Raw genomic sequence first — 14344 nt, forward strand, 5'->3', positions numbered from 1 at the left:
CCAGCCGTACCCCTCACCTCGTCAGAAAGGCGCCCATGCGACCGCCCCTCAACACCGACGGCACCCTCCCGCCCACCCTGCCCATGGGAACCCCGGACGTCGCCTATCACCTGGCCCTGCGTGGCCGGCCGTTGCCGGTCGTGTTCGCGTTCCGGTTCGGTGGGCCTGCCCCGAGCCTGGAGGCCGTACGCGCGCGCGTGGCCGAACGCGCACACCGCATCCCGGCCTTGCGCTACCGCGTCGCGCCCGACCGGAAGGTGCTGCTGCGCGTCGACCGGATCGCGGTGGAGCAGCACGTGCACGAGGCCTGGCTGTCCGAGGACGACGCCGGCGGCGCGGGCGCCGTACGGCTGCTGCTGTCGCGGCCCATGAACGTGGGCGAGCGGCCGACCTGGGACGTCTGGCTGGTGCACGGGCCGGAGGGTGATCACACCCTGTGCTACCGCACCGACCACACCCTCCAGGACGGCGTCGGCGCCGCGCACACCGCCCGCGCCCTCCTCGACGACAACCCCGAGGGCGGCCCGGCAGCGCACCACCGCTCCTGGCCGACCCCGCGGGGTCTCGCCGGCGCGATCGGTGACGTAGCGGCCTCCTTCCGCCCGACCGCCAAACCCGCCTTCGACGGGACGAGCAGTGGTCGTACGACCGCGTGCCACGCGGACACCTCGCTGGAGCGGCTGCGCGCCATCGGCCGCGCGCACGGGGGGACGGTGAACGACGTCTATCTCGCCGCGCTCTCGCACGCCGTCCGCACCTGGCACCTGAAGGCCACCGGCTCCCCGCACCCGCCTCTGCCGGTCGCTGTCCCGATGTCGGTACGGGCGCCGGGGGAGGAGTGCGCGCCCGGCAACCACATGGTCGTCGCGCGACTGCTGTTGCCGTGCGACGAAACCACACCACGGCAGGCCTTCGCCCGGGTCGCGGCCCGCACCACCCGCCTGCGCGCGAGCCGGCAGCGTGATGGCCTCAACCTGCTGCTGGCCGCCACCCCGCGGGCGATCGGTGCCAGGATCGGGACGCGGCTGGTCAACGGCTCGGTCGTCGCCGGCCCGGCGAGCAGCGTGAACTTCGGCCAGGCCCTCGTCCACCAGGGGCTCGCGGCCCGCCGGGCCGTCGTCCTCTCCGGCCTCGCGTCGGGCATCCGGGTCCTGACGACGCTGACCGGCCACCATGACGTCGCCTGCCTGACCGTCGTCCACGACGAGTCCCTGGCGACCGCCGACGAACTCCCCGACCTGTGGCTTGCAGCCGTCCTCGAACTGGAGCGGGCGTAGCCGCGACCTCCGGAACCGAAAACGAACAGCGACAGGGGAGCCCGGAGCCGCATGGCCCCGGGCTCCCCTGCTCTGCGCACCTCAGTCGCGCAGTGTCCCCGTCGTCAGGAACACGCACTTCGCGGCGGCCTCGGTGAGCAACGGCAGATAGGGGGACAGGCGCTGGATCACGTACGGCAGGGTGAACAGGTCCGCCGCCCGCGCCTCCCAGCCCTGCCCCGCCCACCAGCCTTCCGGTTCGGCGAGCTGCCAGTGCCAGGCGATACCGGTGGCCGACAGGGCGTCGAGGAAGGGCGCCACGAACGACGAGGAGGCGGACTCGGCGTTCACGCACTCGGCGCCGAAGACACTGCCGGGCGCGGAGAGTTCGGTCATCGTGCCGACGATGGCCTCCACCGCGTGCGGCTGAAGGTGATAGAGGAGGGTCTCGCACAGCCACGCGGTGGGCCGCCGGGGGTCGAACCCCGCGGCGAGCAGTTCCTCGGCCCAGGCGTCGGACGGGTCGACGCCGATGGTGCTGCGGCGTCCGCAGGTGGGCGGGCTCCAGTCCAGCACGTGGTCCTTGAAGGCCAGTACGGCAGGGTGCTCCACCTCGAAGACATGCACCCCGGTCGGCCAGTTCAGCCGGAAGGCGCGCGTGTCGAGACCCGCCCCGAGCAGCACCACCTGGCGGCAGCCCGAGCGGGCCGCGTCGACCAGGTACTCGTCGTAGAAGCGGGTGCGCACCACCGCCCAGTCGGGCAGCAGCCGTTGCAGCGGGCCCTCGCCCGGAGGGCCTGCGCTGAACCCGGCCGTGTGCAGGAAGTCGGCGGCCCAGGGATCGAGGACGTACGGCGCCTCCCGTTGGCACTCCGCGGCATGGGCGGCCGCCGTCCAGAGCGCGACCCGCGACAGACCGTCCGGCAGCGTGCTGCTGGGTACGGGCGGTGACTGCGGGCGGGCGGTGTCGGGCATGAGTGACCTCCGTCTGATCGTGCCAATGGTGTTGTTCGTCGGGAGTTGGACGGGTCAGCCGGACCGGCGCCGCCCCAGCACAAGCGCCAGCGCACCCAGCGCCAGCAGGCCGCCGGAGGGGTGGATCGAGCGCTGCCCGCCCATCGCGGCCGAGGTCCGCGGCTCGTGGATGTTGAGGGCGAACTGGCGGTTGGCCACGTCGCCGAGAACCGCGCGCAGCTGCTCGGGACTGGCGACGGCGGCGAGCATCAACTCCATGGAGTTGCGGGCGAACTGATGGCGGCCGAGGAACTCGCGGCCCAGCGCGAAGAGGATCTTCGGCACCTCCCCCTGGAACACCTCCGGCAGCGTGATCTCGGGCGCCAGGCACCGCACCGAACCGTCGAGGTTCGCGAAGGACTTGCCGAGCAGGGAGACCGCCGGCGGAGAGCCGATGCCCCGCTTGGTCGCCTTCGCCAGCACGGTGGTGAGCGAGACTCCGAAGTTCATCTCGTCCAGGGAGAGATGGGAGACCTTGGGGACGAACGACGCCATGTCGGCGGTGAACGCCGGCATGTTGGCCCACGCCGTCATCCGGCCCATCTCCGCCCAGTGGTGCGCCAGCCCCGACCCGTCGTTCTGCGCCAACGTCATGAACAGCGGCAGCAGTTGGAGGCTGGTGCGCCGGTCCAGGCGGCCGACCATGCCCCAGTCGATCAGCGTCGCGGGCCCGCCGGGAACCGCGAAGACGTTGCCCGCGTGGGGATCGGCGTGGAACATGCGGTGGACGAAGTAGCCGTGGTACATGAAGCGCAGCAGATCCTTGCCGATCTCCGTGCGCTCGTCGTCGGTGAAGTGGGCCCGGTCGATGTGCCGCACCGACTTCCCCGGGGCCAGCGACTGGACCAGCACCTTGGGACCGGCGTACAGCACCCGGGGCACTTCCAGCGTGCGGAAGGGGCGGATGTTCTCCCGGGCCTCGTCCATGTTGCGGGCCTCGCCGGTGAAGTCCAGCTCCGGCTCCATCGCGTCGAAGACGGAGCCGAGCATCGCCTCGATGTCGATGACCTCGTTGAACCGGGGCGCCACCCGGGCCACGATCCGGGAGGCCCGGCGCATGAGGGCCATGTCCGCCATGACGCCCTCGCGGATGCCGGGCCGCTGGAGCTTGACCACGGCCGGCCGGCCGCCGGGCAGTGTCACCCGGTAGACCTGGGCGAGGGAGGCCGCCCCGAGCGGGGTGACGGTGTCGATGTCGTCGAACCGCAATTTCCAGTCCGGTCCGAGGTCGTCGGCCAGCACGGGCTCGAAGACCGAGAACGGCTGGACGTCGACCTGGTCGTGCAGGTTCTGCAGCTCGTCCCTGATGGACTGGGGCACCATGTCGGGCCGGGTGGACAGGATCTGACCGAGCTTCACATAGAAGGGCCCGAGGCTCTCCAACGCGTGGCGCACCGCCTTGGCGCGCCGTTGTTCGGCCCCGGCGGAGGCCTCGGCGGCCTCCGCCGGAGCCCATTCGCCCCGTTTCGTGCGCTTACGCAGCCGTGTGGCCTGTCCGACCTCGTCGGCGACGAGGCTCCCCAGGACCTTGACCACGAGACGTAACCGATCGCCGACGACAGACGCCATCGTGTGTGATCCTCCTCAGACCCTTGAGCCCGGTCCGGGGGCGCCGGCCGGTGTGCTCGGCGAAACCGGTCGAGCGGGACGACGACGCGGTCGGTCAGCTGCTGGCCGAAGCCTTGCCGCCGGCCTGGCCCTGGAGCGCCTGGATGAGCTTCGGGATCAGTTCCGTCAGCTGGGCGAGCTGGGCCGGCAGCGAGAGCAGGTCGCCCACGCCTTCGGCGGCGTGCCCGACCCCGCCGGCCAGCTGACCCACTCCTCCGGCCAACTGCCCGACGCCGCCCAGGGCGCCTGCCGCACCGCCGAGCGCGGCGAGCGGATTGGCGGCACCGCCGAGCGCCGCCAGCGGGTTGCCCGCTCCGGTGAGGGCGGCCAGCGGATTGCCGGCGCCGGCGGCTCCCGTGAGGGCCGCGAGCGGGTTGGCCGCGCCCGCGGCGCCGGTGAGCGCGGCCAGTGGGTTGGCCCCGGCGCCCGCGAGGGCGGCCAGCGGATTCGCGGCGCCCGCGAGCGCCGTGGCCGGATTGAGGGCACCGGAGAGGGCGCCCAGAGCGTTCGCCGGAAGCCCGGCCAGCGTCTCGACGGCGTTGCCGGACGACTTCGACTTCTCCGGCCGGTTGAGAATGTCGTCGAAGGCCTCCTTGCTGCTGTCGGCCATATTCCCCATCAGATCCTTGAGGATGTCCTGCATGTTCTTGTTGTTGGCCATGAACGGAGTTCCTTTCGGTGTGAGAGTGCTGCGAAGCCGTCGTTGCGGACGTTTATCCGATGCGGTCTTCCATGGCCTTCGCGCACACCGTTTTCAGGCGTGCCCGGCCTCTGGTGAAAGCGGCTTCGGCTGCTTTGACGGAGATGTTGTGCAGGCGAGCGAATTCCGCAGTGGAAATCCCCGCGGCACGGGCGAGTATTACTTCCTGCTCCCGGCCGCGCAGGTATTTGACCTGATCCATGAGCCACTTTCCGAAGGCCTCGTCACAGACGTCCTCCTCGGTGGTCCCGGGATCGTTCAGGAGGGCCGCCCGCTGTAACAGGCGGCTGCGGCGCTCCATTTCGCGGTAGTAGTCGATGCAGAGGCGAAGTGCCACGGACGTCAGAAAGGGCCCCAGGCGATTTCTGTCGAGCGAGGCGTGCGCGGCTGCGCGGGCCATCGTCTCCTGAACGCAGTCCTCGGCGTCCGGTAAACTCGGGAGTCTTCGGCGAACCAGCCGCATGAGGCGGTCCTGGTGCTGGAAAATCTCTTCCCAGGAGCAGGGGGCGGGCGATGGGCAGGTGGAAGGTTGCGCCATTTTAATTGCAGCCCGTGTCTCTCGGTCAGGCAGGTGGAATTGGGCCGCATTTAATTCTCGGCCATGCGGTTTTCCTACCCGACGCGATGTGGCGGCAAACCGGGAATTTAAGCTTCCGAATGGCGCAGGAATGTTTTTCCTTTCACCTTCCTTTCCGCCGCGTCCAGTCGCGGTTCCAGTTGACCCACATGTCCCGTGCGGTCTGGTGCACCAGGGACGCGCTGCGCCCCAGCTCGGTGCCGTAGACCTGGACCGCCTCCTTGCCCACGAGCCGCGCCCCGCCGGTGAAGTAGGCACCCCGGACGTGCCGTGGCGAGCGGTACTTGCCCCACAGCAGGATCTTCATCAGCGGCCAGAGGGTGAACACCCCCGCCGGGCAGCGGTCTTCGGGGTCGAGGGTGCCCCACACCGCCGGGCACAACTCGCTCTCACGCAGCAGCGCGTAGATACGCGTGATCGCCTGATCCTTCGTCAGCTCGCCCGCGCCATAGGCGAGTACGGCGTCGCGTGCCCTCTCGAAGAGCCGCTCGACCCAGGGATTGTCGACGCCCTGGAGTCCCCGGTAGGGCGGTGTCTCCAAGGAGTCGAAGGCCGCCGGATCGTGTGTCTTCTCGAAGGTCACGGCGGCCTGGTTCTGGGCGTTCGTGCCGTACAGCGTGGTGATGGTCCACACGCGGTTCCAGGCGTTCCACAGATCGAAGTCGTCGAAGGACAGATAACTGCAGGACACCAGGTCGTCGTAGAACCGGAACATCCGCTTGATCCAGTGCTCCAGGTAGGAGAACCGGGCGGTGTCGAAGTCGTCCTGGCGCACCGCCGAAATGAGCCGGTGGCTCAGGGCGTTGAGCGACATCACGGTGACCGCGAGTCCGCTGGAGAAGAGCGGGTCGATGAAGTCACTGGCGTGCGGCAGCAGGCACCACCGGTCGCCGACCACCGTCCGTGAGGAGAACTGGGTGCGATCGGTCGAGACGTACGGCCGTACGGACCGCGCCTGCTCGAACTGCCGGGCCACGCTGGGGAATCGCCCTACGTGGTTCCAGAACTCCTCCTCTGCGGAAACCCCTTCGGGACGCGGATAGCGGTCCAGGTCGAGGTTGACTCCGACACTGCACAACTCGCTGGTGCTGGAGGTGTGGTTGTCGAACGGGATCACCCAGAACCAGCCGCCCTGGAAGAGGTGGTGGAGGGTGCCCTGGCTGAACGGGCTCGGCATCTTGTGCTGCTCGCGCGGGGGCGCCACGGTGTCGAAGGGCTTCACGTTCACCATGTGCGTGAAGATGGTGCGCGAGCGCGTGCGGTAGGGCGGATCCTGCCTGAGTCCCAGGCGCTCGGGCAGCACGGCCCGCATGCCGCCGGCGTCGACCATGTACGAGGCCTGGAAGGTGCCCTTCTCCCGGGTGACGAGGGTGACGCCGTCCTCGTCGAACTTCACGTCGTCGACGACGGTGTGGGTGTGCGCGGTCGCGCCGTACGAGACGGCGACGTGGAACATGTACGCGTCCACGTCCTGGCGCAGGTAGTGCGAGTCGGGGCCGAGCGGCGGCCCCCACGTGGGGTACTGGGTGCACTCCTCGGGGCGGGTGGTCTCGCCTTCGCGGTGGTAGACGAAGCTGAAGTTGCGCTTGATCCCGCAGTTGGACGACACATGGCGGCGCAGCGCACCGTTGGTCGCCAGGTGCTCGATCTCCGGGACGTCGTAGCGGCGGGCCAGGACCCGCAGTCCGAAAGTGGTCTCGGGGACGGTGGACTCTCCGATGGCGAACCGGGGATGACCGCTTCCTTCCAGAAGCAGTACGCGCACGCCGTGGCGCGCGAGGATCGCCGCCAGCATGGTCCCGCCGATGCCGCCTCCGACAATGGCGACATCGAAAACACGCTGGTCCTCTTGCATGTCTGCGGTCCTTTCACGACAGGAAGAGCGAGTGGCCGGGCCGGAGTTCAGCGGGTGGGCGCCGAGGAGATCGGCAGCGCCCGCCGCACCCCGCAGGCGGCCACCCGCGCGGAGAACGAGACGGCGAACCAGGGTGTGGGCGCGAGGCCGGCCAACCGCCGCCGCTCGCCCGGCACTTGGCCATGCCCGCGTCCGGTGACGTCCAGCCAGGCACCGAAGTGCAGCAGCCGCGCCTCCGGGCCGGCGTCGCGTGCCGGGAACGGCCGCATGTGCTCGCGGACCGCACGGGTCAAGGCCCCGCGCCGCTCATCGTCCACCCCGTGCCCGGCCAGGAAGCGGTCGAGCAACTCGGCCGAACGGCACGGGAATCCGCCCCGCACTCGTGGTGCGGCCCCGGTCAGCCCGGTGTCGTGGAACACGGCGGCGGCGAGCAGACCGGCCCGGTCGTAGCCGACTCCCTGGGCCCGCGCCCGCGCGTCGGCCAGCAGGAACGTCCGCAACGAGTGCAGCGCGGTGCGCGGCGGCAGGCGCCGGCCCAACTCCTCCAGCGCCGCGTCCACGAGAGGGTCACCGAGCAACTTCGCCAACGCGGGCTCGGCGAGCAGCGGATGCCAGGGTTCTGACACCGCCTCCGGTGGAACACCGCGTGCTGCGGCCATGTCCTGCCCCCCTGCATATTCGTCTGGCTGGTTGCGCCTATCTCATCTCTCTTTACGCTCGGGTCGCGTTTCCCCCTCCGCGTGTTCACGGATCGCTTTGACCTTGGCCGGTCTTCGACCCCTTCGTCGTCGAACGTGGATACGGCAGAACAAGCGCCTGCTGCGGAAAGGCAGTTGATCTTCGCGCTTCTTCTCCTGTGCGCATCGACGCTTATCGGTCAGGCTGAGCGCGAAGCGCGGCGCGCAGGGCGGGACTTGCGCGCCGGGCGCGCTCTGCTGTTCCCCTTTCGGGGGAGTTCGAGGGTGAACGGGCCCGGGCAGGCAGCACACCGTGATCGCCGTACTGAACGTGCAAGAACGCTCGCTCCCCGCCCCGCAGGAGGCCGTCGGCGCCCTGATCGACGCCCTCGGAGGCGACAACGACCGCCTCTGGCCGCCCGATTGGCCGCCCGTGCGCTTCGAACGTCCGCTGGCCGTCGGAGTGTCCGGCGGTCACGGCCCGGTGCGGTACGTGGTGAGCCACTATGTGCCGGGCCAGTGGGTGCGCTTCCGGTTCACCGGCCCCCGCGGCTTCCGGGGCTTTCACGAATTCAGCGTCGAGCGCCTCGACCAGCGGCACACCGTCCTGCGCAACACCCTGGTGCTCCGCCCGCAAGGGGTGCGCTGGCTGGGCTGGCTGCTGTTCTTCCGGCCCCTGCACAACGCGGCGTTCCAGCACAGCCTGGACTGCGCCGAGCACGCGCTGACCGGCCGGGTGCGGCGCCCGGTGCGGTGGAGTTGGTATGTGCGTCTGCTGCGGGCCGCGGCCGCCCGATGGTCCTCACACGTGTGAAATCGAATGCGCGAGCCCTACTTACTCGATGGAATGAATTCTTTCCCCCGATCGAGGGATCGTTGTCTCCTTTCGTGGACGGAAAACTGAGAACGGATAATCCGCAAGGCTTCCCGCACGAAAGGGAGATGGTCGTGAGTTTCCTGAACCCGAAAATCCCCGGAATCAACTCGGACGACATCGTCACCGACGTCACCGAGGCACCCCACCGGCTGGACGGACTCGCCCAGGCCGGCGCCGCCCAGGTCATCGCCACCGTCGACGTGGAGGCCGGAGAGGACGACTGGGACCTCCCGCTGACCGAGGAACACCCGCGCCCCGTCGTGCTCGTACACGGCACGTTCGGCAATCGCGGCTACACCTGGACCCAGGCCGCGCCCTTACTGCGGCAGCACGGCTACCGGGTCTTCCGCCCGGACTACGGTCAGTACCTCAACCCCGTCCTCTTCGGCCTCGGTGACATCAAGGACTCCGCCCGCCAACTCGCCGCCTTCGTCGACGAGGTGCTGCGCCGCACCGGAGCGGAGCAGGTGGACATGGTCGGCTTCTCGCAGGGCGGCATGATGCCGCGCTACTACCTGCACGCGCTGGGCGGCGCCCCCAACGTGCGCCACTTCGTCGGCATCGCTCCCAGCAACCACGGCATCACGCCCCAGGGGCTGATGAACCTGGCCTCCCAGATCCCCGGCGCGCGGGAACTCGTCGAGCGCGGCGCCGTCGAGAAGACCGTTCCGGCCTGGCCCCAGCTCCAGCACGACCACCCCTTCCAACGCGAACTCGCCGCCCTCGGCGAGACCACGGCGGGCGTCCGCTACACCGTGATCGCCACTCGGTACGACGACGTGGTCACCCCGTACACCTCGTGCGCCCTCGCCGGCGCCGAGGGGCACGACGTCCGGAACATCGTCATTCAGGACATCGACCCCGACGACCACACCGCGCACGCCGGCATGCCCTACAACCCGACGGTCCTGAAGGAGGTCCTCAAGGCCCTCGACTCCTGAACCGCGAGCAGCCTCGTCAACGGCTCCCGTCGAGCACGACGCGCGCGACCAGAGCCGGATCGTCGTTCATCGGGACATGACCGCAGCCGGGCAGCCGCACCAGCCGGGCCCGGGGGATGACGTGCTTGGCGCGGATCCCCTGCCGGGGCACGAGCAGCCGGTCCTTGCTGCCCCAGGCCACGGTGACCGGGACGCCGGGGATGTCGTCGGTGAACTGGACCTCTCTGCCGGACCGGAGGGTCTCGGTGAACCCCGTGGCGCGGGCCAGGGCGAGGGTCTCGGCGACCACGGCCTCGGGCGGACGGCGGGCCGGGCGGGCGTAGATGGTACTGGTGAGGACCGTGCGCCCGGCCGCCGAGCGGGACAGCCGCTCGACCAGGGGCAGCGGCAGGCGCTGGGCGGTCTGCCGCATCGCCATCAGGACGCCGAAGGCGTAGCGCCGCTCGACCGGCGTCCAGAAGCCGGCCGGGGACAGGGCCGTGACCGACCGCGCGAGCTTCTCGCGGCCGAGGTCCAGAGCCAGCAGGCCGCCCAGCGAGTTGCCCGCCACGTGGGGCCGCTCGATCTCCAGTGCCTGGCAGAACGCGCCCAGCGCGGCGCTCATCGTCGGCAGGTCGTGCGCCAGCCCGTCCGGCATCGCCGGGGACTCCCCGCATCCCGGCAGGTCCACGGCGATCACGTCGCGCTCGGCCGCCAGGACGGGTATCACCGGGTCCCACACCTGCCGGTGGTGGCCTATGCCGTGCAGCAGGAGCAGCGGTTCGCCGCTGCCCACGCGCGCGTACGAGACGGTCATGCTCCGCGGGCCGTACGGCGTGGGGACCTTGAAGGAGAGGGTGGCGGTGTCGGTGTCGGTGGCGGACAAGGGGGCTCCTCTTCTGGTCTTCATCTGTCACTCATGTCACTCAGGTCACTCACTCGTTCAGGAGAGCGACAGCTTGTCAGCAATTACTACCGGCGGGTAGCCCCCGGGTGGCGGCCAGGATCTTCCCCGCCTGGACACGACCGCACGGGTCGGCTGGGATGGAGCCGTGACCGCCGACACCCTGGCCGATGCCTTCGAAGAACACCGCCCCGTCCTGCTGGGCGTCGCCTACCGCATGCTCGGCCGGGTGGCCGACGCGGAGGACGTGGTCCAGGAGGCCTGGCTGCGCTGGTCGGCCGCCGACCGGGCCGAGGTGCGCGAACCGCGCGCCTACCTGGTGCGCATCACCACCCACCTCGCCATCGACCGGCTGCGCCAGGTCAAGGCACGCAACGAGACGTACGTCGGCCCGTGGCTGCCCGAGCCGTACGTCACCGACTTCGGGGACACCGTGCCCGACACCGCGGAACGGGCGGTGCTCGCCGACACCGTCTCCCTCGCCCTGCTCGTCGTCCTGGAGTCGCTGTCGCCGCTGGAACGGGCGGTGTTCGTCCTCAGGGAAGCCTTCGGCTTTCCGTACGCCGACATCGCCGCCATGCTCGACCGCGGTGAGCCGGCCGTGCGCCAGCTCGCCGGGCGGGCGCGCAAGCACGTCGAGGAACGCAGGCCGCGCTACGAGGCCGACCCGGTCCAGCAGCGCGACCTCACCGAGCGGTTCCTCGCCGCCGCCGTGGACGGAGACCTGGAGGGGCTGCTGTCGCTGCTGGCCCCGGACGTCCGCCTCGTGGGCGACAGCGGCGGCAAGTCCAAGGCGCCGCTGCGGGCCCTGGAGACCGCCGACAAGGTGGGCCGCTTCGTCCTTGGCGTCTCCCGGAAGGGAGACATCCCGGACCTGTCCTTCCGCTTCCTGGAAATCAACGGCGGCCCCGCGCTCGTGGTCCTGTCGGGGGACAAGCCCGACTCCGTCTTCCAACTGGACGTCCTGGACGGGCGCATCCAGGCCATCTACGTCATCCGCAACCCCGACAAGCTGCGGTCGCTGGCCTCCGCGTAGGCGCGGCACCGCGCGATCGAGGATTGGTCTTGACCAAGGGTGAGGGCCGCCCTATGGTCGCAGATAAGTGCAACAACCTTTAATAAACAAGGGCGTTAAAACGCCGGACCACGGCGACCGCGGAGGACAGGGTGGGGACCACGCAGCTGGAAACCGTGCCGGAACCGAAGTACTGGCATCTCAAGACCGTGCTCAGCGAGGCACTGGACTCCGAATTCTCCGTCGGCGAGATCCTGCCCAACGAACGCGACCTCGCCGCCCGCTTCGGCGTCGCCCGCGCCACGCTCCGCCAGGCCCTGGAACAGCTCGAACTCGAAGGCAGGCTTCAGCGCCGCCGCGGTGTCGGTACGACCGTCGCCCCGCCGCGCATGGGCGTGGCCGTCGGCACGCAGCAGCACGACTGGCCGGGCGCGGCCGGTGATGTCTGGCAGCCCGTCGACTGCACGCGGGAGGTACCGCCCGCGGCGGTCGCCGCCGCCCTGGAGACCGGCGAGGAGCAGCCCGTGCACATCGTGCGCCGCTCCCGCACGACCCACGGCCAGCCCGTCGCCGCGGAGCTGCTCTACATCGCCGGGACGTCGGTGCCCGACCTCTCCGCCATCGACGCGCCTTCCGGTGCGGCACGCGCGCGTGCCGTGCTGCGCGAGCTGCAACGCCTGGAGCTGGAGGGCCAGGAGAGCGATGTCGAGCTGGGTTCGGCCCGCGCGGACGACGCCAAGGAGCTGGACCGGCTCCCGGGAGCTCCCGTCCTCGTCGTCACCACCCGCTACTCCACCAAGGGCCGCATCGCCGTGCTCTCCGTCGCCACCTACCGCGCGGACACCTGCCGGCTGACCTTCGGGGACTCCGGCGGCGTGGAGATCCACCAGGATCCGGAACGCCGGGCGTCCTGAGCATCGGGGGTCCTGGGCGTCGCGCGTTCTGGGCGTCGTACGACCGGACGAGCCCGTGCCCCGGAGTTCCTCCCGGGTGCGGCTCGTCAGCGGCGGGCCGTCATCGTGCCTTCCACCGCGAACAGTTGCTCCTCCACATGATCGAGGGCCAGCCGCAGCGCGCCGGTCGCCACGGCCGCCTCGCCCAGGAGCGACAGAGCGACCTTCGGGGGCCGCAGACAGTAGCGGGCCAACTCCCGCCGCAGCGAGTCCAGTACGCCGTCCAGGCCGACCGCCCAGCCGCCGATGACGACCAGTTCCGGGTCGAGGGCCAGCACCAGCGCCGCCACGTCGTGCACCAGCCGCTGGATGAAGCGGTCGACGGCCGCGCGGGCCCGCTGGTCGCCCTCGCGTGCCTGGGCGAAGACCTCGGCGACCGCCTGCTCGTCGAGCGGATGCAGGGGCTCGTCCGTGGTGGACAGCAGTGTCTCCGGGGTCGCCTCGCGGCCCAGCAGGTGCAGCGCGCCGATCTCCCCGGCGGCCCCGCCGTAGCCGCGGTGCAACTGCCCGCCGATCAGTGAGCCGGCGCCCGGGCTCAGTCCGGCCAGCACGAACACGACGTCCCCGGACTCGGTCGCGGCGCCCTTCCAGTGCTCGGCGACCGCCGCGGCGTTGGCGTCGTTCTCGACCAGGACCGGGCACTTGAAGGAACGGCTCAGCCGCTCACCCAGCCGCAGTCCCGTCCACTCGGGCAGCGCGGTGCCCAGCCGTATCGTGCCGTCCGCCTCGACGATCCCGGGCGTGGCGACGCCCACGGCCCGCAGCGAGTCGCGCGCGACCCCGGCCCGGCGCAGCAGCTCCGCCACCGCGGTGCGCACCCGCTCCAGCCGCTCGTCCGCCGAGGCCGTCTCGTCGACGTCCTTGGCCTGCGCGCCGATCACCCGGCCGTCCAGGTCGGCGAGGAGCACGGCGACGCGATGCGCCCCGATCTCCAGACCCAGCAGATGACCGGCCTCGGCCCGGAACCGGAACCGCCGCGCGGGCCGGCCCTGCCGGCGCACGACGCTCTCGTCGGCCGCCTTCTCGACGACGTAACCGGCCTCGATGAGCCCCTCGACGACGCCCTCGACGGTCGGCCGGGACAGTCCGGTCACCCGGGTGATCTCGGTCAGCGTCGCGCAGTCCGTGGCACGCAGCGCGTGCAGCACCACCGCGGAGTTGATCCTCCGCAGCAGCGAGGGATCCCCGCCGGTCAGCCGCCCCACCGTCCGTCCTCCCAGCTCGTGCGCGTGTTGGCCGGATCGTACTCGGCGCGGCGGACCCCGGCGAGTGCCGCGGCGCCCGAGATCACCGACCGGCCCGTGCGGCCCAATCCGCTCACCCCGGGGCGACGAAGCCCGACTCGTACGCCGTGATCACGGCCTGGGTGCGATCCCGTGCCCCCAGCTTCGCCAGTACGGCGCTGACGTGCGACTTGACCGTCTCGGTCCCGACGACCAGCCGGGCGGCGATCTCCGCGTTCGACAGCCCGCGCGCCATCAGCCGCAGCACCTCCGCCTCCCGCTCGGTCAGCCGGGCCCGCTCCAGCACGTCCCGGGCCGCGCGGTTCCCGCCGTCCTCGCCGTAATCGGCGGCGAGCCGCCGCACCGACGCCGGGAACAACAGCGACTCGCCCTCGGCGACCAGCCGCACCGCGTGCACGATCTCGGCCGGCCGGGCCCGCTTCAGCAGGAATCCGTCGGCACCGGCCCGCAGCGCCTCGTACACGTACTCGTCGTTCTCGAACGTCGTCACCACGAGGATCTTCGGCGGCGCGTCCACCGTCCGCAGCACCGCGCGCGTGGCCTCGATCCCGTCCATCAGCGGCATGCGTACGTCCATCGCGACCACGTCGGGCCGCAGCTGCCGCACCAGCGGGATCACCGCCGCCCCGTCCGCCGCCTCCCCGACGACCACGATGTCGGGCTGCGCCTCCAGCACGGCCCGCAGACCCGCGCGGACCAGAGGTTCGTCGTCGACGAGCAGAACGGTGACCGGCATCCGGCCAG

The 14344-nt window shown here is 70.9% G+C and carries 14 protein-coding genes; 5 read left to right on the forward strand and 9 right to left on the reverse strand.

Annotated elements, in window-relative coordinates; genetic code table 11:
• Window positions 1-35: 35 nt before the first annotated feature.
• Window positions 36-1277, forward strand: a complete 1242-nt coding sequence (locus AB0I77_RS42435) for a wax ester/triacylglycerol synthase domain-containing protein (RefSeq protein ID WP_363288203.1) — start codon at window positions 36-38, stop codon at window positions 1275-1277.
• 81 nt (window positions 1278-1358) lie between these two features.
• Here AB0I77_RS42435 and AB0I77_RS42440 read toward each other — a convergent pair whose 3' ends face one another.
• From AB0I77_RS42440 to AB0I77_RS42465, 6 genes are all read right to left on the reverse strand, one after another.
• Window positions 1359-2231 carry an SAM-dependent methyltransferase gene (locus tag AB0I77_RS42440; RefSeq protein WP_363288204.1) on the reverse strand — a complete coding sequence of 291 codons (873 nt, stop codon included), beginning with the start codon at window positions 2229-2231 and terminating at the stop codon, window positions 1359-1361.
• A gap of 54 nt (window positions 2232-2285) precedes the next feature.
• Window positions 2286-3839, reverse strand: a complete 1554-nt coding sequence (locus tag AB0I77_RS42445; RefSeq protein WP_363288205.1) for an AarF/UbiB family protein — start codon at window positions 3837-3839, stop codon at window positions 2286-2288.
• Between the two features lie 94 nt (window positions 3840-3933).
• The gene (locus tag AB0I77_RS42450; protein ID WP_363288206.1) at window positions 3934-4539 is read right to left on the reverse strand and encodes a hypothetical protein; all 606 of its coding nucleotides are present in this window, start codon (window positions 4537-4539) and stop codon (window positions 3934-3936) included.
• Between the two features lie 52 nt (window positions 4540-4591).
• Window positions 4592-5116: a sigma-70 family RNA polymerase sigma factor gene (locus AB0I77_RS42455; RefSeq protein ID WP_363288207.1), complete on the reverse strand. Its 525-nt coding sequence runs from the start codon at window positions 5114-5116 to the stop codon at window positions 4592-4594.
• 142 nt (window positions 5117-5258) lie between these two features.
• The gene (locus AB0I77_RS42460; RefSeq protein ID WP_363288208.1) at window positions 5259-7010 is read right to left on the reverse strand and encodes a tryptophan 7-halogenase; all 1752 of its coding nucleotides are present in this window, start codon (window positions 7008-7010) and stop codon (window positions 5259-5261) included.
• Between the two features lie 47 nt (window positions 7011-7057).
• Window positions 7058-7669, reverse strand: a complete 612-nt coding sequence (locus AB0I77_RS42465) for a hypothetical protein (protein ID WP_363288209.1) — start codon at window positions 7667-7669, stop codon at window positions 7058-7060.
• Between the two features lie 334 nt (window positions 7670-8003).
• Between AB0I77_RS42465 and AB0I77_RS42470 the strand changes: the two genes are divergently transcribed.
• Together AB0I77_RS42470 and AB0I77_RS42475 are read left to right on the forward strand one after the other, a co-directional pair.
• Window positions 8004-8501 (forward strand): SRPBCC family protein, encoded by a 498-nt coding sequence (locus AB0I77_RS42470; protein ID WP_363288245.1) that lies wholly within the window; start codon window positions 8004-8006, stop codon window positions 8499-8501.
• A gap of 128 nt (window positions 8502-8629) precedes the next feature.
• On the forward strand, window positions 8630-9505 hold the full coding sequence (locus AB0I77_RS42475) for an alpha/beta fold hydrolase (RefSeq protein ID WP_363288210.1): 876 nt from the start codon (window positions 8630-8632) through the stop codon (window positions 9503-9505).
• 16 nt (window positions 9506-9521) lie between these two features.
• Here the strand turns inward: AB0I77_RS42475 and AB0I77_RS42480 are convergent, their stop codons facing one another.
• Complete coding sequence (locus AB0I77_RS42480; protein ID WP_363288246.1) at window positions 9522-10301, reverse strand: alpha/beta fold hydrolase; 780 nt, start codon at window positions 10299-10301, stop codon at window positions 9522-9524.
• A gap of 235 nt (window positions 10302-10536) precedes the next feature.
• Here AB0I77_RS42480 and AB0I77_RS42485 point away from each other — a divergent pair, with 235 nt between their 5' ends.
• Together AB0I77_RS42485 and AB0I77_RS42490 are read left to right on the forward strand one after the other, a co-directional pair.
• Complete coding sequence (locus tag AB0I77_RS42485; RefSeq protein ID WP_363288211.1) at window positions 10537-11424, forward strand: RNA polymerase sigma-70 factor; 888 nt, start codon at window positions 10537-10539, stop codon at window positions 11422-11424.
• Between the two features lie 131 nt (window positions 11425-11555).
• The gene (locus AB0I77_RS42490) at window positions 11556-12317 is read left to right on the forward strand and encodes a GntR family transcriptional regulator (RefSeq protein ID WP_363288212.1); all 762 of its coding nucleotides are present in this window, start codon (window positions 11556-11558) and stop codon (window positions 12315-12317) included.
• 86 nt (window positions 12318-12403) lie between these two features.
• Here the strand turns inward: AB0I77_RS42490 and AB0I77_RS42495 are convergent, their stop codons facing one another.
• Both AB0I77_RS42495 and AB0I77_RS42500 read right to left on the reverse strand, forming a co-directional pair.
• Window positions 12404-13561 carry an ROK family protein gene (locus tag AB0I77_RS42495; protein ID WP_363288213.1) on the reverse strand — a complete coding sequence of 386 codons (1158 nt, stop codon included), beginning with the start codon at window positions 13559-13561 and terminating at the stop codon, window positions 12404-12406.
• 112 nt (window positions 13562-13673) lie between these two features.
• A complete protein-coding gene (locus tag AB0I77_RS42500; RefSeq protein WP_363288214.1) occupies window positions 13674-14336 on the reverse strand; it encodes a response regulator transcription factor in 663 nt (220 codons plus the stop codon).
• Window positions 14337-14344: the final 8 nt, after the last annotated feature.

Origin of the sequence: Streptomyces sp. NPDC050619, assembly GCF_040654815.1 — a bacterium.
Classification (GTDB): domain Bacteria; phylum Actinomycetota; class Actinomycetes; order Streptomycetales; family Streptomycetaceae; genus Streptomyces.